The 24010-nt window shown below is 69.9% G+C and carries 14 protein-coding genes and 1 pseudogene; 8 read left to right on the top strand and 7 right to left on the bottom strand.

From position 1 onward, the window contains the following. Positions 1-196: 196 nt before the first annotated feature. The 6 genes from ACSHXN_RS46995 to ACSHXN_RS46970 all read right to left on the bottom strand — a co-directional run bounded on the left by ACSHXN_RS46995 (position 197) and on the right by ACSHXN_RS46970 (position 8165). Positions 197-880, bottom strand: coding sequence for an EcsC family protein (locus ACSHXN_RS46995; protein WP_438307019.1), 684 nt, complete (start codon positions 878-880; stop codon positions 197-199). A 417-nt stretch (positions 881-1297) separates the two neighbouring features. Next, positions 1298-4756, bottom strand: a complete 3459-nt coding sequence (locus ACSHXN_RS46990) for a HelD family protein (protein WP_438307018.1) — start codon at positions 4754-4756, stop codon at positions 1298-1300. A 431-nt stretch (positions 4757-5187) separates the two neighbouring features. Then, positions 5188-6825, bottom strand: a complete 1638-nt coding sequence (locus ACSHXN_RS46985) for an RNase H family protein (protein ID WP_438307017.1) — start codon at positions 6823-6825, stop codon at positions 5188-5190. A 110-nt stretch (positions 6826-6935) separates the two neighbouring features. Further along, positions 6936-7121 carry a hypothetical protein gene (locus tag ACSHXN_RS46980; RefSeq protein WP_438307016.1) on the bottom strand — a complete coding sequence of 62 codons (186 nt, stop codon included), beginning with the start codon at positions 7119-7121 and terminating at the stop codon, positions 6936-6938. A gap of 98 nt (positions 7122-7219) precedes the next feature. Further along, positions 7220-7534: a hypothetical protein gene (locus tag ACSHXN_RS46975; RefSeq protein ID WP_438307015.1), complete on the bottom strand. Its 315-nt coding sequence runs from the start codon at positions 7532-7534 to the stop codon at positions 7220-7222. 70 nt (positions 7535-7604) lie between these two features. Further along, positions 7605-8165 (bottom strand): hypothetical protein, encoded by a 561-nt coding sequence (locus ACSHXN_RS46970; RefSeq protein ID WP_438307014.1) that lies wholly within the window; start codon positions 8163-8165, stop codon positions 7605-7607. 235 nt (positions 8166-8400) lie between these two features. Here ACSHXN_RS46970 and ACSHXN_RS46965 point away from each other — a divergent pair, with 235 nt between their 5' ends. The 7 genes from ACSHXN_RS46965 (at position 8401) to ACSHXN_RS46935 (ending at position 21702) form a co-directional block, all read left to right on the top strand. Then, the gene (locus ACSHXN_RS46965) at positions 8401-9273 is read left to right on the top strand and encodes a hypothetical protein (protein WP_438307013.1); all 873 of its coding nucleotides are present in this window, start codon (positions 8401-8403) and stop codon (positions 9271-9273) included. 64 nt (positions 9274-9337) lie between these two features. Beyond that, entirely contained in the window at positions 9338-10486 is a 1149-nt protein-coding gene (locus ACSHXN_RS46960) for a hypothetical protein (protein ID WP_438307011.1), read from the top strand. Further along, complete coding sequence (locus ACSHXN_RS46955) at positions 10483-11985, top strand: hypothetical protein (RefSeq protein WP_438307010.1); 1503 nt, start codon at positions 10483-10485, stop codon at positions 11983-11985. Before ACSHXN_RS46960 ends, ACSHXN_RS46955 begins: the two co-directional genes overlap by 4 nt. Then, entirely contained in the window at positions 11982-13355 is a 1374-nt protein-coding gene (locus ACSHXN_RS46950) for an AAA domain-containing protein (RefSeq protein WP_438307009.1), read from the top strand. Before ACSHXN_RS46955 ends, ACSHXN_RS46950 begins: the two co-directional genes overlap by 4 nt. 736 nt (positions 13356-14091) lie before the next feature. Continuing rightward, complete coding sequence (locus tag ACSHXN_RS46945; RefSeq protein WP_438307008.1) at positions 14092-16191, top strand: hypothetical protein; 2100 nt, start codon at positions 14092-14094, stop codon at positions 16189-16191. Next, positions 16191-17141, top strand: a complete 951-nt coding sequence (locus ACSHXN_RS46940) for a hypothetical protein (protein WP_438307007.1) — start codon at positions 16191-16193, stop codon at positions 17139-17141. Before ACSHXN_RS46945 ends, ACSHXN_RS46940 begins: the two co-directional genes overlap by 1 nt. Next, entirely contained in the window at positions 17134-21702 is a 4569-nt protein-coding gene (locus ACSHXN_RS46935) for a DEAD/DEAH box helicase (protein WP_438307006.1), read from the top strand. Before ACSHXN_RS46940 ends, ACSHXN_RS46935 begins: the two co-directional genes overlap by 8 nt. Here ACSHXN_RS46935 and ACSHXN_RS46930 read toward each other — a convergent pair. Next, positions 21642-23153, bottom strand: coding sequence for a gamma-glutamyltransferase (locus ACSHXN_RS46930; RefSeq protein WP_438307005.1), 1512 nt, complete (start codon positions 23151-23153; stop codon positions 21642-21644). The genes ACSHXN_RS46935 and ACSHXN_RS46930 overlap by 61 nt on opposite strands. Positions 23154-23429: 276 nt before the next feature. Here ACSHXN_RS46930 and ACSHXN_RS46925 point away from each other — a divergent pair. Beyond that, positions 23430-23967: pseudogene (locus ACSHXN_RS46925) on the top strand (transposase); the annotation flags it as partial. Between the last annotated feature and the right edge of the window lie 43 nt (positions 23968-24010).

Here is a 24010-nt window from a genome sequence, read left to right as displayed (position 1 = left end):
TTCATGACCCTCCGCCGCCCCGGCCGAGTCCCTGTGTCTGCTGTCACGCAGCTGCCGGGGAGGCATGAGAGTCATGGAAACAGGTGCAGGCCGACACGTTCAGAGTGAGGGCCGCAGGTCGCGGCCTGGCCGCCGCCGATGCGCTGGAGAGGGGATGGCTCGGCGATCTCATGGCGCGCTCAACCGTGTCGGCCGCTTATTGAGTGCTGGCGTGCTCGAAGCTGTCGTCGATACCGAGTGGCGGGAATGCCTTTTTCGCGAGACGGGCAACGACCCGTGTGAAGGCCGCATCCACGGTTCCACCAACGACACCGCCGATGCCGGGAACCAGTTTGGTCAGGGTGACCATAGAACGCTTCGTCCCGTACTTCGCGACGAGCATGAACCCGACTTTCTTGTTAATCGCTCTCAGTACTTCGATGGGGAGTCGCTGGATCGCAGTCTCAGCCAATTTTTGTGTGACCTTCACTCCGAATCCCGCAAGGACAGCATTCGGCGATCCGCCAGCGATCGTGATCAGGATGGCGTGCCGCACGAGCTCGTCTTGAAGATCCCAGCCGCGCAGGTGGGCGATGGCGCCGACTAGCCTGGCGTTGAGAATGGCCTGGCCGGCGATGTTCGCCGGGAGCGTTACCGGAAGCGCGATCAAGCCTCCGAGGCCTGTTACGAAGCCAGCAGTGCCCACCATCACGGTCGTCTCATTGGTGATCCGGCGAATCGCCTTTTCCGGATCATCGTATGAGGTGGCGCGCGCCTCGGCGTACGAGCGCGAGCCGGAGAGGGGGCCGACGCCGTCGTCGACCACCTTCCTCAGCTGTTCGACCAGGGTCGCTCCAACCTGCTCAAGTGTGTTCAGCTTCTCTTCGGGCTCGTCCGTCATTTGGGTCCCCCCCAAGGGTCTGTGTGGTGAGCGGTGTAACTCTCGGCCGGAAAGCGTCAGTTGGGACTGACGAACCCGGGAGGAACACCGTGAAGCAGAGTATGCGTTCGAGCAGGTCCGCTGGCGAGGCGGAGCCGGTGCTGGACCGATCCCTTGTAGGGAAGCGGTGGCCCGGGCGAAGGCGGACGGTATCCAGATGGCCGGGTCTGGGTCGGCGACGGCAGCGAGAGCACGAAGCTCCTCCTCCCGCGCGAGAGCGGCCTCCCCACAGCCTTTCGTCCCTGCATTGTCGACACCGCGACTTGCATGTCACCCAGGACGAATCAGACGGAGCCGAGCCACAGCCTTCCTGGCCAACGGGCACATCATGCCTGTCCTGCCAAAGTCCGCACATCAGGTTCGGAGAAGCACAAATTCTCACGCTGGTTCGGTGCCGAGGGCGGTTTCCGTGTTCTGGCCGCTCCAGCCTTCTTTGGTGCGCCACAGGACGTGGATCCCGAAGATGTCGTGGAGGGTGTCGGCTGCCCAGTTTTCGGCGGGCGGTTGGCACAGGACCAGGTGGAGGCGGTCGGCGGGGGTGGGGAGGGTGTGGTTGATCTCCAGGAGGCGGACGGCACCGGAGCGGAGGTCGGCGTAGGTGCAGCGGCTAGCATCGAGGACCTCGTAGAGGAAGCGGCCGTCTTTGGTGGTGCAACTGACGTCGATGAAAGGGGCGTTGGCGGGTTGCAGGTCGGCTCGCAGGAGCGCGGCCATCAGTTCCAGGCGCACAGCCTCGTGGGTTTTGCAGGTCCGGTCGGCCGCCGCCGCGGTCTCCAGGATGTGCAGCAGGCTGGGGCTCGGTTCTGTCGTCAAGGCGGTGGGGTCGGTTGCGGTGGCGGGCATGGCGTCAGATTCCTTCGCTTCGCTCGTGTGCAAGGCGGCGGGGGTGTGATTGTTCGCCGCCGCCGGGGCGAGGGCGGCCAGGCTCTGCTGGAGCGTGTGGCGCGCGGTGAGCAGGGCGTCGGCCCAGCCGGCACGTTCCAGGTCGACCTTCAGCTGATCCGCGTCCAGGCTGTTGTCCTTGAGCGCATGGTGGGCTCGTGCCGCAAGGTCGCGCAGGAGGGTCAGACTGTGCCGGTCCGGGGATCCGAGTACACGCCGCACCTCGACCCAGTCCGCCTGGTCTCGGCGCAGCACGCGGTTGGCCATGCCCTTGAGCTCGGACAGACGATCGCGGGCGTCCTGCGCGACGATGCTCTCACCCTTGATCAGCTCGTCCAGAACGCCGAGCGCGGCCGTGTAGCGCGGCGCCATCCTGGCCGAGATGGGCTGTCTGCCGCGCTGGTCGGCGGTGAGCACGCAGTGGGTTGATTCGTGGGCGAACACCCAGCAGTCCAGCTCGTCGCCGGGACGCGGGGAGGCCGTGCCGTGGCGGACCGTCAGGACCAGGGGGTGGTTGACGGTGGGGGACAGGGCCGTGACCTTGTATCGGCCGCCGGAGCCGGGGCCGATGACACGGATGCGGATGTCGGTGCCGATGGCAGGCAGGTCGTCGCCGGCCGCGCTCGGTTCGGTGCCGGTCCTCGCCGGTTCGATGATGTCGTTGCTTGGTATGAGGGCCTCGGGGAGCGGGGAGGTGTGTAGGACGGTCAGGCTTTGGGTGCTGCGGGTCAGGGCGACGTAGAGTTGGCGCAGACCGGCCGGGCCGCGGTCGGCGATGGTGGCCGGTTCGACGACGAGGACGTGGTCGTACTCCATGCCCTTGGCCTGGGCGGCGGCCAGAACCGACACCGCCTCACGCCCCTGGGCCGTGATCTGGTCTGCTCGGTCCAGGTGGTTGCGGATCTCCTCCAGCCAGCCGGAGTCGTCGGGGACGATGACCGCAACGGATCGCAAGGTGCTTCCGTCGCTGGTGCCGACAAGGCGGATTGCCTGGGCGACGGTGTCGTCGAGGAGCTTCCACGGCTCGGTCGCCACTGTCCGCACGGCCTGGTCGCCCACCGCGCGTACGGCCTGCGGATAGGGCAGCGTGGGAGCGATCCTGCGGGCCAGCGGGGCCACGAACGCCATGATCTCGGCGGGCACGCGGTAACTCGTGTTCAGCTCGGCGACCCGCCAGTCCCCATGGTCGGACAGGACGGTACCCAAACGCTCCCAGTCTGTGTAGAGGTGCGGGCCGGTGGCCTGGGCCAGGTCACCCAGGACCGTCATCGAGCCGTTGACCGCGCGGCGGCGGCGCAGTGAACGGGCCTGCATGGGAGTCAGATCCTGGGCCTCGTCGATAACGATGTGCCCATAGCGCCGCGGCGTCTCGCCCGTGATGAGGTACTGGAGTTCTTCAAGGCTGACCCGGTCGTCCAGGGTCCAGGGTTCGGCGTCGGCCTGGTCGGCGCGGTCACGGTGAAGGGCGGCCTGTTCCTCGTCGTCGAGGATGCCCTCGGCGCACGCCTGCAGAAGGTCGGCCGAGTCATACAGGCTCCGCAAAGCCTCCCGGGCGCTTGGGGAGGGCCAGACACGGTCGATGAGGCGCTCGAGGCGCCGGTTGCGTTCCAGGTCGCGGCGGATCGTGCCGTCCCGACCACGACGTGGGGCGAGGGCGGCGAGCTCGCCCAGTAGGCGGTCGACGAGCAGACTGCGGAAGTGGTCGCGGCGCTGGCGATAGGCGCCGTCGCCGGCGCGTGCCTCTTGGAGGAGGGCGAGAACCTCGGAGCGTGGGATGCGCAGGGTTGTGCTGCCGGCGGTTACCACGATGGCGGGCTCGTCGCCCTCGAAGGAGGCAGCGGTGGTGAGCTCGTCGAGCGCTTCGGGCCGACAGTCCTGCTCGACGCGCCGCCGCAGGACATCCGCCATGCGCTCGTCGGATTTCACCAGCCGGGCCGCGGGCGTGTCGGTGCCCAGGACGTCGCCGTCCCACAGGCGGGTGAGCTGGACGGCGTTGACGTTGCGGGTGCCCAACGTGGGCAGGACTTGGCCGACATAGGTGAGGAACTGCTGGTGGGGGCCGACCACGAGGATGTCCTGGGCCAGGAAATGCTCGTTGTTCACAAGCCAGGTGACGCGGTGCAGGCCGACGGCGGACTTGCCGGTGCCCGGGCCGCCCTGCACGACGAGGATGTCGGAGGGGGATCCGGTGACCAGGTCCATCTGGTCACGGCGGATGGTCTCGACGATGTCCCGCATGCGACCGGTGCGCGAGCGCTGGAGTTCGCGCAGGAGGAACTCGTCCGGCTGCAGGGGCTTGCGGCGCTGGATGCGGGCCAGGTCGGAGGGCGTGTGAGCGGGCGCATGCTCCGGCTTCTGGAGCTTGCCGGCCTCCTGCTCTGCGGGGGTCTCGGTGGTCGCGGCGTCCTCGGCAGGGGACTTGTCGGCGGTGGCGTCCTCTGGGGACACCCGAGGCTTCGGAACCGCCGTGGGCACCTGGAGGAGGCCGGTGGGAGCACCAAGGAGGGCCGTCGAGGTGATCTCGTCGACGTAGCCCTCCACGATGCGCCGCACGCACCGCAGTTGCCGGCGCAGGAGCACCTCTCCCGGCGCCTCAGGCCGCGCCTGGAACCACTTCTTCGCGAGCGGGCTGGTCCACAGGACGACCACCGTGTCACGGGTGTGGACATCGGAGACGGCACGCCGGCCGACGTACCACTTCTTGGCGTCGCCGTCGGGCTCCTCTGGCGCGTCGACGCGGGCGAAGACGAGAGATTCGCTCCCCAGGCCGCCGTATGCCGCTGCCCGCTCCTCTGCGTCCTTCCGATTGGCGATGCCGTCCTTGCCGCTGGCCGACGCCGTAGCCGCCGATGTCCCGCTCAATTCGGCCAGTCGTGCGATGTAGCAGTCGTAGGCGTGATCCACTGCCCTTTGCTCGTCGGCGATAACCTGGTCGCGCCTCGTGGTGATGGTCACGTTGCTTTCCCTCCCCTTGCGGCACTCAGAGTGCCGCGACGGGCATACGCCCGTCCCCCAGCGAAACAACTATCAAATTTGTCGGTTGCACGTAGTCAGGGGACGCCTGACCGCTGATCTCTTGCACGGCTGCGCACCAGTCGGCTTTTCGCGAGGGATGCCTCCGGTGGTCAATAGCCCTGCGAACCCGTCTCGGGAGAAGGGATGAGCCGGGGAGTCGGGGTACTCCAGGCAGTGGCTGTGGACGAGTTCGCCCGGTTCGGCCTGGCGCCTGTTGGGAACCTGAGCCGGTGGAGTGCCGACTTGTGGGTGGTGGGCTCGCACTGGTCCTGGATGGGCATCAGGTGGCTCCTTCGGACGGGTGGCTTCGGCCGGCGGTTGATGACCGGGCGGCAGGATGGGACGGCTTTGGACCCAGCAGGGGTGAGGGTTCACGCAGCTGTGCGCGGCTCACTCTGGGCGAATCGAAGAGTGCGCAGGATTTGCGTCTGCTCCTTGCGGGCGACGGCAGCGGGGATGCGGCCGGTGGCGTGGCGCAGGGCTACTGCTGCGAGAGCGTCGGCGGTCTCGTTGAGGTCGTGGCCGATGTGGCCTTTGAGCCAGCGCACTTCTACCCGGTCGCGGTGCGGCATCAGGTTGGCCAGGAGCTGCTTGCCTTCGGGGAACACAACGGTGCGGTGGGCTACTGCCGGGTCGGCGGTTTCTAGGGCCCGGTTGACGGTGGTGACGGCTTCGGAGCTGTCGCACAGGATGACGATGGGGGAGTCCGGGCTGTGGTGGAGAAGGCCGAGGGCGGCGTTGCAGATGCCGATGACCTCGGCCTCACCGCTGCTGTGGGCCATAGAGGCTCCGTGTCCCGTCATGCCGTTCTCTGCGACCCAGCCATAGCCGCACTGGGCGGACTCGTCGCCGACCGCGGCGTCGGCAACGGCCACGACTGCGTGGGGGAGGAGGTCGTCGAGGATCGCGTATCGGTCTGAGGCGGCGTCCGGCTCGACGATCTCCCCTGGGGAGTCGTCCATGTTCAAGAGAGCGCTGGCAGGGACTTCCGTGGCGAGGGTTTCGGCAAGAGCGAGGTGGCATCGCGGGCAGCCCGCGGCCCGTTCCAGGCAGGCGGCCTTGTGCTCGGCGGCCAGCAGCCGAGCGCGGTCCCACAGGTGCGGATGGACGGCGGCAAAGCGTGCGATGGCTCTTGCGTGGCATTGGGCGAGCAGGTCGGCGAAAGTCCCTCTGGCCGTAAACTCCCGGATACGGTCGTGGAGATCGGCGGTTCGATGCCTGGCTTCGACCGCACGGGCGGTGAGGATCGCGGTGTCCTGGTAGGCGTCCTCGAGCACGTCGAGCTGGACGCTGCGGGCGGTGAGAGGGCGGCCGAGTGCGGCGCGCTCGGCCTGGGCGATCGCGTAACGGCCCCAGGCCAGCGCGGTACGCGCTTGCCGGCTCCATCGTTCGACGACCGCGTCATGTCCAAGGTGGGGGTTCTCCGCTTCCCGGGCATCGTGCAGCAGGGCCTGGACGAAGGTGTCGTCGTCGCAGTCCAGCAGTTCGCGGACCGGAAGTGGGATTTCAGTCTGCATCAGCTGGCGCTCTCGTGCCCATCGAGCCCGGTCGTAGTTCGGCACGCTCAAAGCGTCAGGGGACAGCCCCCGATGGACGAGCTCCTCTTCCAGGGCGCGGAGGTAGGCCTGCGGGTGTGCAGCCCGTGCCGCCCGCAGGTCGAGCGGACCGGTCACCGGCGTGTGCTCCTGCGGGACCCGACGGGCGCGCTGCTCCTTGCATACGGCTTCGGCCTGGGACCGGGCGCGCCGAACGCGGCGGGCGTACTCGCGCAGCGGCCGCAACCGCTGCGCCGGCATAACGGAGAGTTCAGCGCGCCGGACAGCTCCCCGGGCGAGGACCTCTGCGTGGGCAAGCGCGATTGCGACGGGTCCGGCGAGTGCGGGGTGGTCCAGCGCGGCTTCGGTTTCCGGGGCCGCGGTGCCGTTCATCCGGGCCAGGGCGGCGTCCTGAAGCGCGATGAAGTCCTCGGCGAGGCGGCGGACCAGTTTGGGGTGCGCAGGGAACGTCATGGGGAACTCCCAGGTCGAGGGCGGATGGTGAAGCGCAGTGGGATGGCTGTTGAGCCGGGCCGTGACGGTGGCCGTGACACGGCGGTGCGGCGGAGGGCCATGCGGGGAGGTCAGGCGGCGGCGCGGCGCCGGTGGTCGGCGAGGGTGCCGGAAGTGACGCAGTCCGCGGCGACGGAGGCATCGGTGGTCAGGACGATCGGCCCGACGAGGGCCTTGACCTGCTGGTCGATGCAGATGCCGCGGCGCTGGCGGGTCTGGGACCGGGGTGCGCGTGCGAGCGGTGAGCGCTGTCCCATGGCGGGGTCCTCCTGTCCTGGTGGGTCGGTGGGTGGCGGGCGGTGCGGGGTCGCCCGCCACTGGCGCGATTGCCGCGTGGAGGGTGCTTGGCGCGAGTTCAGGTGGTGCGGACTTGCGCGTAGACGGTGAGGAAGAGCTCCAGGTCGGCGGCCTCGTCCGGGGCGGTGTGTCCGGAGGCGAGCCGTGTGCAGGCGTCGCGGTGGGCCTGGCGCAGGTACCCGTTGCGGTCCAGGTGGTGCCACAGGAGCCGGAAGGCCTGCTGGTGGTCGTACAGGCTGGTCTCGTACGAGCCGCGTGTGACGCGGCGCGCCTGTTCCAGCAGGGCGCGGAAGTTCTCGTCGTCGCTGCGCCGCAGCAGCGCGGCCAGGTGCCGGTGGTAGATGGTGAGCTCGAGCTCACCGGACTCGGTCAAGCTGCGGTTTTCCCTCTCACTTGGGCGTCGTGGGCGTCGTGGGCGTCGGGGTGCGGGCGGTGTGCTGCGGTCAGCCGACCTTGGCCCACTTCTGGCAGCCAGTGGTCTTGAAGACTTCGCCCTTGCGGACGGTCGCCCGGCCGCTTCCCTGGAGGTTGTTGTTGGCGATGATCGAGTTGAAGTCGCCGGTGGAGTCCTTGGCCCGCTCCCAGTAGCACAGGACCGAGTTGTCCGGGCCGGCCGTGCGGTAGGTGCCGGCCTGCATGTCGGTGCCGACCAGGTACTCGCCATCCCCAGCGATGGTGGTGGCGGGGCCCTTGGGCTTGGGCGGCTTGGCGGTGACTGTCTTGGTGGCGGTCACCGTGGGGGCCGGGGCGGCGGCCGCCTTGGCGGTGGCGGTCACCGTCGCGGCCGGATTCGCAGCCGCGTTGCCATTGGCCTCGGCGCCTCCGCCGCCTGCCGCGGCGCCGAGGAACAGGGCGACGACCCCGACCGCACCGTGGGTGAGCCAGGCCTTGCGCCGCGAGGGCTTCACCAGCGGTTGCGGCGCCGGGGAGTAGGCGGTCGGGTGCTGCGTCGCCCAGTGAGGGGCGGACGGGTTCGGCGGATACGGAGGCGTGGCAGGGCTCATGGCAGTTCCTTGGTGAAGTGGCACAGAATGCGCGAGGGCGAGGCGGCGGGCGTAGGAGCGCGCTGCAGCCGGCGGCAGGGTGGGGCCTGACACGAGGCACGGTGAAGGCATGCACAGGCTTCGCCCGAGAGGGGCGGGAGCCGTGCTGTTGCCAGGAGCGTAGCGCCACGAAGCCGAACTTTGGAACCCTTTGGAAAACATTGGAATGGGTTGGAGTCTGGGCTATGCTGCCGCCATGCCCGAGTCACTCGAAGCACTCGAACAGCGGATGGCAGACCTCCGTGCCTGTCTCCGCGAAGCAACGCGCGCGGGAGACAAGGGCGCTGCGTCGAAGGCCCGACGTGAACTGCGCGCTGTCGAGCAGGCATGGAACGACGCCCTGGACGCGGAAGCCGATACCGCCCTTGCGGAGCCGGCCGACAGCGCTGCCGCTCAGCGGTCCGATGCTCCCCCCTTCGTCGCGAGAGCCTCCCGCAGCGGCGGCGCCGTGATCCCTGTGCGCGAGCAGGTCCACCAGGCGCTCACCGTCCTCGGTGCCAACGCCGCACCCAAGCTGATCTCCGCCACACACGAAGCCTTCTTCGCCGACGCGATCGTCACCACCCGGCTGGCGTCGCTGCGCCGCGATGAGGAGCGCTCCTTCGCCGCCCAGGCCCATGCGCGCCCCTACTACATCTGCGCCGCCCTCACCCACGACCGGCTGGCCCCGGCCAGAGGGCTCCTGGCCGTCTCCACCTGGCCGTTGGAACAGCGCATCGTCGGGCCGCTCGGCCCGCGCACGGACTTCCTCACCCAAACCATCAGGGTCGCCGAGCAGATCCAGCGCATCCAGGCGACCGGTGAACAACCCTCGGATGCCGCCTGGCGACTGCTGCACCGCTTCGCGCAGAACGTGCCCGGAGCGCACGAGGGTTTCGGCGCCCCCGACCCAGAGCGGGTCATCCGCGCCGCCACAGCGGAGTTCGAGGTCCACGCCGCGCAGGACGCCTCCCAGCGGCGCGCCGCCGCTGAGCGCGCCCGCAACCTGACGGACACGCAGAAGCTCTTCGGTGCGCCCTCGCTCGGTCTCGCCGGTGCCGCTGACCCCACCGGAACAGACGGCACCTGAGCGGCGCTCCGCGCCACCCCGGTTCATCCCTCTGCTCGCCCATCCACCTGCCCAGGAAGAAGCCATGGCGCCGCCCAGCTCCGAAGACAGGCTCTCGCGCCTGCGCGGACCGATCGCCCCGCAGGCGTACACCGCGCGGAAGATCACTGCACTGACCGCCAACCCCGGCTGCGCCCGCCGCGCCGTGCTCGACGCCGCCGGCGTCGACAAGAACGCGCTCGCCGCCCGCGTCGGCTTCGCCGCCCGCTTCGGGCAGTCCCCGTTCGCGATATCCCGGGGCAACGCCTTCGAGGACCTGGTCAAGGCGGACGGCTACGCCGCCATGTTCACCCTGCTGCGCGCAGAGCTCGACGTCCCCGTCCACGAGGCCGGCGTCGCCGACCTCAACACGGTCGGGGCCAACACCGACCTCAAGCTCCGCGCCGCCGAGACCCGCCGGTTGCTCCGCCGCGTCGCCGAGGGCAGCGACGAGCGCCTGATCCTGGACCACCCCGTCCTCACCCTCCAGGTCGCAGGCCAGAGCGCCTACCTCGAACCCGACGCCGTCACCCACCGCATCGGCGGCAGGTTCTACATCGCCGAGATCAAGTCATTTGCCGCGATCGACGGCCAGGCCGACCCGGGCAAGGTCGCCGAGGCGGCCAAGCAGGCCGCGGTGTATGTCATCGCGCTGCGCCAGACCCTCGCCGCCCTCGGCCTCAATGCCTCGGCGGCCGCGAACGCCGTCGCGGACCAGTTCCTGCTCATCTGCCCCAAAGACTTCGCCAACCAGCCGTACGGCAGACTCGTCGACCTGCGCCAGAAACTGGACGCGATCGAATTCCAACTCGGTCGGCTCAGCCGCGCTGAGGACCTCGCCGCCCTCCTCCCGGCCGACGCCACCTTCGACCTCACTGCGGGCCTCGACGGCACGCCGGCCCGCACCGGCGAGGAACTCGCCCGTGCCCTCGACCACCTGGACCCCGCCTACAACCCCGCCTGCCTCGACTTCTGCGAACTCGCCCAGTACTGCCGCAACCAGGCCACCACAGCCTGCGAACCGGCCCGCCTGGGCACCTCGGTACGCAACGAGCTGGCCGGTATCGACTCCACCCGCACGGCTCTCAGACTCATCGACGCCGCGCTCGATCCCGACCCCACCCAGGCCGAGATCGTCGAACGGCTCCGCGCCGCCGACCGTCTGCGCGCCCGCCGGATCGGAGGCGCCGCGTGAGCACCCTCACCGCCCTGGCCGCCTTGCGTGCCGAGCAGTTGGGCCGAGCCCAGCCGCTCACCACCGTCCGGCACACCCACATCGCCGAGCGCCCCTTCGTCCTCATCCCGCTCAAGCTCGCCGGCGAGGCCTGCGCTCCGCTCGCCGCCATGGCCGGCACCGACCGCAACCAGCCCCATCTGCTCGTCGTAGCGCAGCCACGCAACCGCACCCAGCGCTTCCGCTTCACCGAACAACTCGCCGCGCTGCTCATGCCCTACTTCGACTCCTGCCGCGAGCGGACCGAGAGCTATCCGGCAGCCCGTGGCAAGGAAACCCGCGAACGCTACACCCAGGCCCCGCAGATCCTCCTGCCCAACCCCGGCGGTGTGGCCTTCACCCGGCTCCTCGGCCGCTCCACCCGACTGCGCCGCACGACCGGCGAGCACGCCGTCGACCCGGCCGTGCCGCTGCTCGGCAATTGGCTCACCTGGGCCTGCGACCAAAGCGAGTTCCCCGGCTCCAGCCTGCTGCTGAGTATGACCGGGCTGCTCACCGCACACTGGGCCACCGGCCAGAGCAGCACGGAGGACGGCAACCTGGCCGCCGTCCTCGGCTGGATCGATCCGCCCACCGGCCTTACCAGCCCCGAGGCGGCGCTCCTCGCCGAGGACCCCGACCGCCACCCGCCCGCGGGCCCCGCCACGGACCCGGTCTTCGACCGCACTCTGGTCGAGCTGATCGCGACCTACGACGCTGCCTGTGCAACCGGCGACGAGCACCGCCAGGCCTCCGCCCTACGCGCCCTCGAAACCGAGCTGCGATCCCAACTGCTGCCCACCTGGCACGACATGTGGCACGGCATCGACCTGCTGCGCGACCTGCCACCCGGCCGAAGCGTCTCCGACCGCTGGGCGTACGACCGCACCGCCTTCACCCTGCGCTCCGAGTACCTTGCCGAAGGCGGAGCACCCCAGCCGCGCCGCGACCACGCGGCCGGCGCCGCCCGCCGCCTCGCCCGCCTCGAGGACGCCGTCGCCCGCTACCAGACCGCCCGCGCCTTCGACGATCCGCTGGTCATGGCCGAGTACGAACTCGACGGCGCCGCCTTCGCCGGACGGGTAGTGGCCAGGGACGCCGAACGCATGGTCCAAGGGCCCAAGCGCGCGGTGTTCCGGCCCACAGTCACACTCCAGACCGAGACCAGACCGCGCACCGGGGACGGCAAGGAATTGCGCAGCCCCGCCCGCCCCGGCCAGAAGGCCCAGGTCATCGACATCTGCGAGGCAGCAGACGGCTTCCACGTCGATCTCGAACTCTCCGGAGGACTCGGGAAGCAGAAACCGCCGGCATCTCCCGGTGCCGTCCCTGAACTCGGCGAAGAACTCCTCTACACCGTCCTCGGCGGCCACTTCACCTCGGCCGCCGTGCCCGACGACAGCGATGTGCCCTGGACGCATGGCGGCCCGCGCGAGGACTACCAGCCGACCAACGACGACGCCCAGGAGGTCTGGGAATGACCACGCCGACGCAGCCCGCCTCCCAGGGCCCAGCGCCCGACAGCCCGGACAGCCCGGGCGCCCGCGCTGACGCCGCGGTGGCCGGTGTACTCCACGATCTCGACACGACTGCCGAGCGCGGCATCGTCGTCGACTCGCCGCCCGGCGCGGGCAAGTCCACCCTCGTCGTGCGCGCCGCCGGACACCTCGCCGACCAGAACCGCCCTGTCATGATCGTCGCTCAAACCAACGAACAGGTCGACGACCTCGTCACCCGCCTCGCCACCGACCGACCCGACCTCGGCATCGGCCGCCTCCACGCCAGCGGATACGCCGCCCCTCGCCGCATCCTCGACCTTGCCAACGTCACCCTCTTCACCGACGTCACCCACCTGCGCCACCTCCCAGTCGTCATCGCCACCGCAGCGAAGTGGGCCTTCGTGAAGGACGTCTCCTGGGAGTGGGCCATCGTCGACGAGGCCTACCAGATGCGCTCCGACGCGCTACTGCGCACAGGCAAGCTCTTCGCGCACGCCCTCTTCGTCGGTGACCCCGGCCAGCTCGACCCGTTCGCCACCATCGACACCGACCGCTGGGCCGGCCTCACCTGGGACCCGCTGCGCAACGCCGTCGACGTGGCCCTCGCCCACAACCCCGGCATGCCCCTGCACCAGCTGCCCATCTCCTGGCGCCTGCCGGCCTCCGCAGCGCCTCTCGTCGAGCAGGCCTTCTACCCCTTCTACCCCTTCACCCCCGGCACCCGCGCGGGCGAGCGGATCCTGACCCTGTCTACCGCCGCCCTCGGCACCACCGCGGTCGACCAGGTCCTCGACAAAGCCGCCGCCACCGGCTGGGGCTACCTCGAACTGCCCCACCGCCACACCCTCCGCACCGACGGCGAACTCGCCGCCGCGCTGGCCGACACTGCCAACCGCCTGCTCCAGCGCGGCGCCACCACCCACTCGTCAGGCGAAGCCGCCCACCTCACCGCCTCCCGCATCGCCATCGGCGCCGCTCACAACGACCAGGTCGCCGCCGTCCGCGATCGCCTCGACCGCCACGGTGACCACCTCGCCGACATCACCGTCGACACCGCCAACCGCCTCCAGGGCCGCGAGTTCGACGTCACCCTCGTCTGGCACCCCCTCTCCGGCCGTGCCGACGCAAGCGCCTTCCACCTGGAAACCGGCCGGCTCTGCGTCCTCCTGTCCCGGCACCGCCACGCCTGCGTGGTCGTCGGCCGCGCAGGCATCCGCGAGCTCCTGGACCGCCACCCGTCCACCTCGCCGCTCTACCTGGACGTCCCGCCGAAGTTCCCCGATGGCTGGCGGGCCCACCAAACCGTGCTCGAGCACCTCGGCCGGGCGGCGTACAGCGTCTCAGGGGGGTGAACGGACCACGGAAGTACGTGGAGTGAGCGGACCCCTGGAAGTGAAGAGCGAAGCATCCTGCGGATGCCTGCATTAAGAAGCCTCCGGCGTTTGGCGAGTCGGGGGTATGAGGGTGAGGGGCTGCCCCGTGCTAGCGCAGCAGGACCCGGAGGAGCTTCTGCGACGCGTGCGGCCGGGCTGGTTGCCTGCCAGGCAAGATCACAGTTGCGGTACGTGTGTCGATTATGTGCAGGTTGCATGGATAACCTGTGGCCTCGCTTGATGCTTTTGTGCTGCGGGGCTGGTCGGGGCCGGGAGGGGGCGTGCGCGGGGGCCCGTTGCGGCCTGGCGGACGAGTGCCCAAGCGGCGTGATGCGCTTGGCGGTTCCAGCAGAGGGGGAGCGGTAGTGGGGGATGCGGTGGCTTGTGCTTCCGTGCGCATGTGTATACGCGGGAGGACGGCACGCAAGGGCGGATGGCGGGGGACTGCGGCTGCCTCGTCGTCCCGCGTGGTGCCGATCGCCGCCGTGGTACCGCGGAAGGCGGCGGTGCCGCTCGCCTATCGTGCAAGCAGGCCCGGAAGTAGTGTGGTTGAGCTGTACACGAAAAGATGCGTGCGTTTTCAGCGGCCGCATCCCCCTACATGCGGCTGCGCCGTCCGCCCTAGCGGTGCGGGCGGCAGGCGAGGGTCGGCCGGGCGCGGGTCGGCAGCCGAGGGCAGGCAGGCAGCTGTGCGCGGCGGAAGCTGGAAGGTCGGATGAGAGCCGGGTACAAGCACTGGTACGAGGTGCTCTCTGCAGAGTTCTTCGGTGAGGGCCATGCAGGGCGGAGCACGGTCCTGTACGTGGACGATGAGGTCGAGCGGGATCTCGCGAGGGACCACGGGATTGGAACCCCTCTTGCCCAGGCCGTCGCTGACGAGTTGAACTGGGGCGATGCGGAGCGCCCGCTGTTTTGGCGCGTGCAGCGCGAGTGCGAGATGTGGGCGCAGCGCGGGAGCAAGGGCGCGCCGCCGAGCCTGCCGGTGCTCGCTCTGTCGGTGCTGGCGGCTACCCGCATGGCGTCCTCCGACGGCATGTTGAAGACCAACTTCTACGGACGGTGGATCCAGCTGTTCGGCGAGCGGCCCCCCAGCTGGCGAGCGAACAAGCTGGAGCACGCCTTCCAGGATGTCGCCGCGATGTGGGAGGAGCTCGACACCTGGCTGGAGCAGACGTGCGGGCTCTACGGCGCCAGCACGGTCAGCACCGACGACTTCTACTGGAAGATCGGCTACCCCATCTCGCAGGCGCTGGTGAGGGGTTCGGACCGGCAGGTGCTGACCCGCTTCTTTGCTGCCACCCGCTTGCGGCCGCACAACCCCAACGAGGTCTCCGGCCGCGAGCTGCTGCGGCGGCTCCGCGTGTGGACGACGGGCCGGGACCGGGGCCTGTCCCCCCGGCTCATGGAGGAGCTCGCCAGCGCTGCGGACACGGGCGAGACCCTGATCGCCGGTCTGGTCAAGCGGCTCGCCGACGACTGGGACGGCACCCTGCACGAGCCGGAGCGCGAGCACCGGCGCCGGGTCGTCGGGCTGAGGCTCATGGTCGCGGACCGCGGCAGGCGCCTGGAATGGCTCGCCGAGGCCAGCGACGGGATTGATGAGAGCCGCGTCGCTGTGCCCGGCGGCCGCACGTTCACGCTGCGCAAGGAGTACGGCGACGTCTACGGGGGGCTGGAGTCGCTGCACCCCTCCGCGCAGCAGCTGGCACATGGTATGCGCCTGGAGGGCGACGACCTGGTCCTGGAGTGGGTGCCGCAGGACGTCGTGCTGCTGCGGATGCACCGCCACCTGGGCGAGTGGGTGAGCACCGAGTACTTCGAGCCCGGCGAGCAGCACTGGATCCTGGCCGCCGACTCCGCCGTCGGCGAAGTGCGGTCCATGGTCAATGCCCTCGGCGGCCGCACCGTCCGGGAAACGGCCTCCCCAGTAGTGGGGTGGAAGCTGTTCAAGGGCGTGCGCGCCGTCAACGGGGGAGCCTTCGCACGAACCCTGGACCGGGGCGGAGAGCACGCCCACGTGCTCCAGCCCCAGATGCGGCACCGCGCCGCGCTGTCCGGCGGACTGCGCATCGCCTCCGAGTACCGGGCAGGGGCCGGCGTGGCGGGCCATTTCCTGCGCGGCGGTGCCCCCGACCTCCTGCTGCCTGCCAGCGACTCCCCGGACGGCTGCGTAGAAGTCGTCCTGGACGGCCGGACGGAGAAGCTGCGCGCCGACCCCCGGGTACCGTTCCCGCTCTGCCTCATCCCCCTCGAGGAGGGGCAGCACCGGGTAGGGACGGCCCACAGCAGCCAGGTGTTCACGCTGCACGACGGACTGCACGAAGGCCTGCCGCCCGGCACCGGCGCACTCGGATACCCCTGCGGCGGCACTGCCCGGCCTGAGCTGAGTGAAGCAGAAGACTCAGGTGCGTTCGTCCGCGGTGCTGACGCACCGGACAGCATCCGCCTCCCGCGGACCGCGCTGGTGCGCTCCACCGTCCTGGAAGCCGTGCTGCTCGACCCCTACGGGGGCGTGCACGAGGCCAGGCAGCGGCCGGCCCCCGCATGGATGGCCTCCCGCCTGCCCCAAGACGCCCTCGGCCCCTGTCTCGAGACCGAGGTGCCGGAGGGCTTCGTCTGGCTGGTCTACCGCACGTCGGCCCGGTGGTCGGTCAAGGCGCTGGTTGCAGCGGCGGACATACCCCCTCCCGCGCCGTCGGGCGGCGACTACGGCTGGGCCTACGCCGTCCTCAGCGCCGCCCCGCGCTCGCACATCCCGGCCTGGCTCGACTACGTGGCGGCGGCAGAAACGATCAGCCGGAGGCGGGGAGCCTGATGACCGACACGGGAGGCCTGCTGCTGCGCTGGGCCAGCGAGCAGGGCGCCGGCGCGCTGTCCGATATCAAGCAGGGGATGTGGTGGCTGGCGGCCAAGCACTGCCCGGACATCGAGCCGGGCGCCGCAGGCCGCTGGCTGCGCGACGCCGTCTCCCTGGCCTACATGGACATCGACTGGCGCAACAGGCGCTGGTGTGCTGCCCCGCCCGTCCTAACGCGGCTGCCGAAGGCCCGGGGGCTGGCGGTACTGACCGGGAGCCGGACGGCCGCTTTCGACGCGCGCCTGGAACAGGCGGCGCAGGAAGGACCGCTCGAGGTGCTCCGGGTCTCCAGCGCGCGCCCGCCGCGGGACATCCCCCTGCCCCACTCGCTGATCGTCCAGTTCGACGACGAGGCAGAGCTCACGGCGTGGGCGGCCGGGCTCGGTGCCTCCTACACGCCGTGCTTTGCACTCCAAGGCGCTGCTCTGCTTCCGCCGCTGCGGCTTGAAGTGCGCACTTCGGCACCGGAGTTCGGCAAGCCGTTGGAGCAGTACGACCTGCACCGCGGCGAATACCAGCCCGTCCGTGGCCCCAAGGGGGATGGCCTGTACCGGCTCAAGCGGCGCGACAGCAAGCGCGTATGCCAGGTCCTGCGCGGCGGGCAGTGGTACGAGACCAGCCACGAGCAGGGCGTCTACACCGTGCTGGGGGCCCGCACCCGCCGAGCGGACGTGCTGCGCTGGCTGCCTGAGAAGGACTGCGGGCGCCAGAGGTTCGGGACCCTCTTCGTCGACTGGGGGTACCCCCTGCCCGACCTGCACCGGCGTGTGGCCGTCATGTGCTGCGGCCTCGCGCCCCGCATCAACGCGCAAGCCGAGAACCTCGCATACGACAACGTGCCTAAGACCGTAGCTATGAAGATCGCAGAGTCGCTCGGACAGCACCTCGGGGGGAACAACGATGAGTGACACCGCCGCCCAGCAGCCCGGCCCCACCAGCCGAGATGTGGACATCCTCGGTTCGTTCGAGCACCTCAAGGACGCGCTCTTCCGCTACTACAACACGCCCTTCGGGCTCGCCGACGAGCACCTCGAACGAGAGCGCCAGAACCTCTTCGACACCGACGGCGGGGCCTGGCGGCGCCCCCTGCTGGAAGTCCGCCCGCGCTACGTCCAGATGGATGCGGGCATCGCCGAGTCCGTCCGCGCGGCGGGTGCCCACCCCGACCTCGCCGAACTGGTCCAGCTCGGCCTGCTCCAAGGCGTCCCCTCGCTGTACGAGCACCAGCACCGGGCTCTAGCCGCCGCCGTCCAGGGCGGGCGCGACGTCGTCGTAACGGCAGGCACCGGCTCCGGCAAGACGGAGTCGTTCATGCTGCCCATCCTGGCCGACCTCGTGAGCGAGTCCGCGGCATGGCCGACCGCCTCACTGCCGTCGAACCGGTGGTGGGCCTCACCCGACGGCCGCTACCAGCCGCAGCGGGCAGGCGAGGCCGGTCGGCACGCAGCCGTACGCGCCCTCGTCCTCTACCCCATGAACGCGCTCGTCGACGACCAGATGATGCGCCTGCGCAGGGCCCTGGACAGCGACGACGTCCGGGCGTGGCTCGCCAGGTCGCGGCCCGGGCACCGCTTCTACTTCGGCCGCTACACCGGAGCGACACCGGTCCCGGGCGACATCGGCTCGGCCGCCGGGGTGAATACGATGCGCAAGGAGTTCGCCGCCACAGAGGAGCGCGCCCGCCAGGCGCAGAAGGCCGACGGAGACGGGCGCTACTTCATCCCCCGGCTGGACGGCGCGGAGATGCGCAGCCGCTGGGACATGATCCAGGCCCCGCCGGACATCATGATCACGAACTACAGCATGCTCAACGTCATGCTGATGCGCTCGCGCGAGTCGGGGATCTTCGACAAGACGCGCCGCTGGCTCAAGGAGGTGCCGGAGGCCCGCTTCACCCTGGTCGTCGACGAGCTTCACATGTACCGCGGCACCGCGGGCACGGAGATCGCCTACCTCCTGCGCAACCTGCGCCACCGCCTCGGTCTGGACGATCGGCCGGACAAGTTCCGCATCCTTGCCGCTTCCGCCTCCCTCGAAGCGCCCCGCGACCTGGACTTCCTGCAGGAGTTCTTTGGCGTCGACCGCGACCGGTTCGAGGTCCTGGGCGGCCAGCTCGTGTTGCCGCTGCACACCCGCACCGACATCTCCGAGCACGCCGGTGCCTACGCGTCCTTGGAGACGGATACCGAAGCCGGCCAGGCCGAACGGCTCCTGGCAGACACCGGAGCCTGCGATGCGCTCGTGAACGCGCTGCGCGACGGCGACCGGCTCATCGCCGGCTTCGACACCGAGGTCGCCGCCCGCCTGTTCCCTGCCGTCGGCGCCGCCACCCAGGAGAAGGCGCTGCGCGGAGTCCTCACCGCGCTGCGCCGCTCAACCGACCCTCGCACCCCCAAGCTCCGCGGGCACCTCTTCTTCCGCAACATCCCCGGAGTCTGGGCCTGCTCGGACCCCCAATGCCCCCACGCCCCGCGCCCGGAAGGCATGCAGAGGACCGTCGGCAAGCTGTACTCCCGGCCCACGCCGCGCTGCAGCTGTGACGCCCGCGTCCTGGAACTCCTCTACTGCCAGAACTGCGGGGACGCGTTCCTGGGCGGGTACGCACCCGAGTCGGCTTTCCGCAACGCTGCGGGGCGCCCGTTCGAAGCGGGCCTGCTCGCGGACCTGCCCGACCTCGACTCGCTCCCCGACGCTGCCTCGCTCGGGCCGAGTGCCGCCAACTACGTCGTCTACTGGCCGCGCACGGACGATCCGGCCGTGGAGAGACTGGAGTGGGACTCCTCGTCGGACAAGGGCACGCTGAGCGCCGGCTTCGAGTTCAAGCGCAGCAAGTACGACCCACGCACCGGCATGCTCCGCAACCAGCGCGACCACACGGGCTGGTCGTTCCACACCAGCGTGCCGCAGCCCAAGAAGGGACGGGCCCGGCTCAAGGCCGATAACCTCCCCTCCGCTCCGACCCAGTGCCCTGCGTGCGGAGACGACTGGGAGCTGCGGCAGGTCGGGAGCGAGCACCTCAGCCTGAGCGACCCGCGCCGCATGCGCACGCCGGTCCGCTCCATGCGCACCGGTTTCGAGAAGGTCAACCAAGTCCTGACCACCGGAATCCTCTCCCTCCTGCCCAACCGGCAGGCAGTGGTCTTCTCCGATAGCCGGCAGGACGCGGCGAAGCTGTCCGCGGGCCTGGGGCTGCGCCACTACCAAGACCTCTTGCGCCTGCTGCTCGCCGAAGAGGTCGAGGGCCAGGGCGATCCGGTCGCCGACCTCGCGACCGTCTCCGGCTTCTTCCGCAAGTCCCCCGGCAACCCGGTGGATAAGAAGACGGCCAAGGCGGCCCGCGACCGGCTCCGCTCCCGGGACCGGGACACTTACGATGCCTGGGAGAAGCTGCAAAAGCCCCAGCCGTCCGAGGGTCTCGACGACCTCGACGACGACCTGCCCGACGCGGCTGAGGAGGCCGTGCTCTACGGCCGCCTCAGCCGCGTGCCCAGCCTCGATAGCCACGGCGCGGCTATCGCTGACCGCCTGGTGCAGCGCGGCATCAACCCCGGCGGCCCCAAGGCGTCCCTGCAGCAGACCAGCTACTCCAAGGGCACCCAGCCGCGGCCCTGGACCTCGCTATACCAATGGCCTGAGCCACCCGGCGGCAAGGTGCGCGATGAATCGGGCCTTGTCCTGAGCGAGCGGCAGGAGCAGCTGCGCCAAGACATCCGCGAAGCCCTCACCCGCGAGCTGCTCGAGGGCCTGTTCGGCAGCGCGGGACGCGACTTCGAATCCCTCGGCTTGGGCTGGCTCACCCTCACAACCGACCAGGCCCCGCTCGAAGCCGAGCGGGCCTCCGACGCCGCGCTCGCCCGAGCCAGCCTGCGCGTCCTCGGCCACATGCGCCGGTTCGCAGGACTGCGCACGCCCGCGGACACTCCGCCCAAGAGACTGCGGGATTTCTGGGTCAGCGCCGCGGACTACCTGCAGCAAGACCCCGACGAGCTCCAGAGGACTGTGGAGCGGATCTGGAAACCAGCGGTCCTCGGGTACGTCATCCAACCTGAGCACGTCGCGCTGCGCCACGGCCGCGCCGTGTCCTGGACCTGCTCCGTCTGCCGCCGCCGGCACCTCCACCCGGGCGTCGGCATCTGCACGAAGTGCCGGCGGCCCCTTCCCGCGGCGCCCGAGCCGTTCGATGGCACGGACGCCGACTACTACGCATGGATGGCGCGCAGGCAGTTCGGCAACTTCCGCCTCAACGCGGCCGAACTCACCGGCCAGACAGACCGCCTCGACGCCCAGGCCCGCCAAGCCCGCTTCCAGGGGATCTTCCTCGACGGCAAGGAGCACGAACTCCCCGACACCCTCGACGTCCTGTCCGTCACCACCACTATGGAAGCCGGGGTCGACATCGGCCCGCTCTCCGCTGTCCTTATGGCCAACATGCCGCCGACCCGGTTCAACTACCAGCAGCGCGTCGGACGGGCAGGACGGCGCACCTCGCCGGTCGCGCTCGCGCTCACCGTGTGCCGCGGCCGCAGCCACGACGAGCACTACTTCCAGGACCCCAAGCGCATCACCAACGACCCGACCCCGCCACCCTACTTGTCCACCGACATGAGGGACATCTACCAGCGGGTCCTCGCCGCGGAAGTGCTGCGCAGGGCATTCGACGCAGCGCAGGGCCAAGCCGACAACGACGCAGGGATCGACCCGACCCGCAATGTGCACGGCCAGTTCGGACACACTGCGGACTGGCCCGCCGTCAGCGAGGCGGTGAGCTCGTGGATCAAATCGCACGAGGCCGAGATCCGCAGCCTCGCTGAAGCCCTCGCCGACCGCACCCGCAGCACCTGGCCCCCGGTCCAGGCAGCGGCGTGGGTCGCTGGAGAGCTCGCCAATCGTGTCACCCAGATCGCGGACCAGCCCAGCGGCCACCACGAGCTCAGCCAGCGGCTGGCGGAGTCCGGCCTGCTGCCGATGTTCGGGTTCCCCACATCAGCCCGCTACCTGTACACCAAGCGACCCTACGACTCCTACCCCTGGCCGCCCAGCGGCGTCGTCGACCGGTCGCTGGACATCGCCATCTCGCAGTTCGCGCCCGGCGCTGAGACGGTCAAAGACGGGCAGGTCCACACGGCGGCCGGAGTCGCGGCGTTCGAGCCGGCCGGGAAAGCCAAGATCTACCAGTCTGCACTGACACTCTGCCTGCCTTGGAGAGGGTGCAGCAGCCTGCGGCGGAGAGAGCGTCAGTACTCCGCAGTCCTCCACAGCTGGAACGCCCGAGAGTTGCCCATCAGCGCGGGCGCGTTGCAAGGCAGGCGCATGGGCGCAAGACCGCGCTGCCCTTGCGTGATGCGGCAGCTGGTGCACCGCTGTCGTTGCAGGAAGACTGGGTACAGCGACGTGTATCGGCTGCCGTATCAACGTGGTGGGCGGCGAGCGGCGGACCGGAGCGGTTCGCTCTGTTCTACGGCGACGTAGGACGAACTGCCTGCCGCTTCCCAAAGGCCCTCCTCATCCAAGGAGACTCGCGGCTCGACGCCACCGAGGAGTTGGGCCCAGTCCTGATCGGCGCCGGCGAAGTAGCCGCTGCGGACCCGGCGGCGGACCCGTTCCCGCTCTTCGATCTCGCGCTCCCGGAAGCGGCCCCGTGCCTGCCGCAAAACTGCCTCCAGGTCATCCTCGGTCCTGAAGAGGTGGTCCTGCACGGCGCGGGCGGCGGTCAGGCCGCCCGGTGTCTCTGTGAGGATGCGGACCTGCTCGTCATGGAACTGCTGGCAGGCGGCGAACAGCCTCCGGGACATCCCCAAACGCACCCCGGTCCCGGGCACCGGGGCGGTGATGAAGTCCGTGATACCAGGTTGGCGCAGGTCACGTGCATTCGCTTGGCTTCGTGCCCGAAGCTCGCGGCGTAGGTCCCGGGTCTGATGGTCGTCTTCGAGGGGGAGCATGCTGCTACCGCCCATGGGCCGGCGTCTCGAGCGTGGGCCGGTGGCAAACGGGATCACACGCAGGCCGGTCGTGGACCCGTAGCGCAGGTGCAGGTACACCAGCAGATGGTCGAGGGCGGCCTCCAACAGCGAATCATCATCCGCGAATTCGCCGGTGCCTTCGCCTGATGGGCCGGAGGGCGGGATCGCGCCGTTGCCTCCTTCGTCGCCGCCCTGGCCCCAGGGCACGGGAATGTCATCCAGCGTCATGAAGATTTGGTCGCTGATACTGGTTCCGGTGAGTAGCAGGCGGTGGGGGAGGCCGCCCATGAGCGCACTGCCGCTGATGAGCTGCTGCGCTCCTTCACTGAGTTCCCCTAGGCCGATTTTCAGCCCGGCCTTGGCCTCGATCAGCCACCACGGACGGGTGTCATGCGGATGCCGCCCGGTCAGGTCAGGTAGCCGTTTCTTGGGATCGTCGAAGCCAGGCAGGCCTGCAGGCGGCCAGGATTCCACATGCCGGGTCGCTGGAAGCCCCAACCGTCCGCAGCACAGCCACTGCGCCATGGTCATCCCTAGCCGGTAGCCGAAGGCTCCCCGGGCAGAGCGCTCCGCACCGTGGGTGTGCACCACGCTCGGCACGAGCCGGCGCCCCGTACTTCCCGGCTGCCGGTCAGTATTCGGTATGCCCTCGATGGTGAGATAGGCCTGAAGCGGCGTGATTCGAGCCAGTAGTTCCTGGAAGGCCAGTTGCGGCACGGTGACGATCCAAGGCGTGGCATCGCGGCCGACACTGGCGGCGTGTTTGAGGATCTCCCGCCAGGTGGTTGTCACGAGGTACCAGCCGTGCGGCGGCACCGTGCCGGTGTTCGGCCACGGCGTGCTTGCCGTTTTCCAGTGCGGCGTGGGACGCCGGTCAGGCGCGCCCCGGACCAGGACCGGGACATCGACGGCATCGCTGCCGTGCACCACCACGTCATCCGCACTGGAAAAGTCCGTCATGGGCGATCACTCTGCCAGTCACCAGTTGGCCCTGCGGGCGATCGTTCGGATTTCGGATGACACCAATTGACGCCCACGACCCCACCCCCCGGGGGGGTGTGATGCCTACTAGGCCATTAGGTGTCTCGCTTCGCCTCGACCAGCTGGCTGGGAGCGCCACTCAGCGCTGGGGTTCGGCCGTCGTCCTTTCGGGCCAGGCGGCAGGAACATGCGGGTGGCGCATCGGGACCTGATTTCGTTGCGGTTTGCTGCTGCTGGCCCTCCGTCGGAGGTGGAACCCGACGGCGATGTCGCGACGGCGCCTGGGTCGCCGAACTCGCCGGGGACTGCATGACCGGATGGCCCAGGGGATGCGGCTGATCGTGCGCAGGGAACGGCCGTATCCCGGCGGCGCCCAGTCGCCTTTCACCGATGCCGATGGCATGCGGTTGGCCTGCTTCGCCATCAACACCGTCGGCGAGGCGATCGCCACCCTCGAACTACGTCGTCGGCAGCGGGCCCGGGCCGAGGACCGCATCCGAGCTGCTTGTGCCACCGGCCTGCGCAACCTCCCCCTCCGCGATGTCGCACAGAACCAGATCTGGCTGGAGATCCTCCAGATCGCCCGTGACCTCCTGGCCCGGACGCCCCTGCTCGCCCTGACCGGCACGGCCCGGCTCTGGGAGCTCCGCCGCCTGCGGCTTCGGCTGTTCTCCACCACCGCCCAGCTCATCGCCACCGGCAGCCGCCGCTACCTCCGCCTCGCCAGGCACTGGCCTGAACCGACATGATCACCGATGCCCTGGAACGGCTCCAGGCCCTCCCAAACCCCGGCTGGCCATCACGTTCCCATCCCTGCGAACAGCCGGAGCCGTGGA

Source organism: Streptomyces sp. HUAS TT11 (assembly GCF_051553595.1).
Taxonomy (GTDB): Bacteria; Actinomycetota; Actinomycetes; order Streptomycetales; family Streptomycetaceae; genus Streptomyces.
The sequence above is the reverse complement of the archived record's forward strand: the minus strand, read 5'-3'. Positions and strand labels throughout refer to the sequence as shown.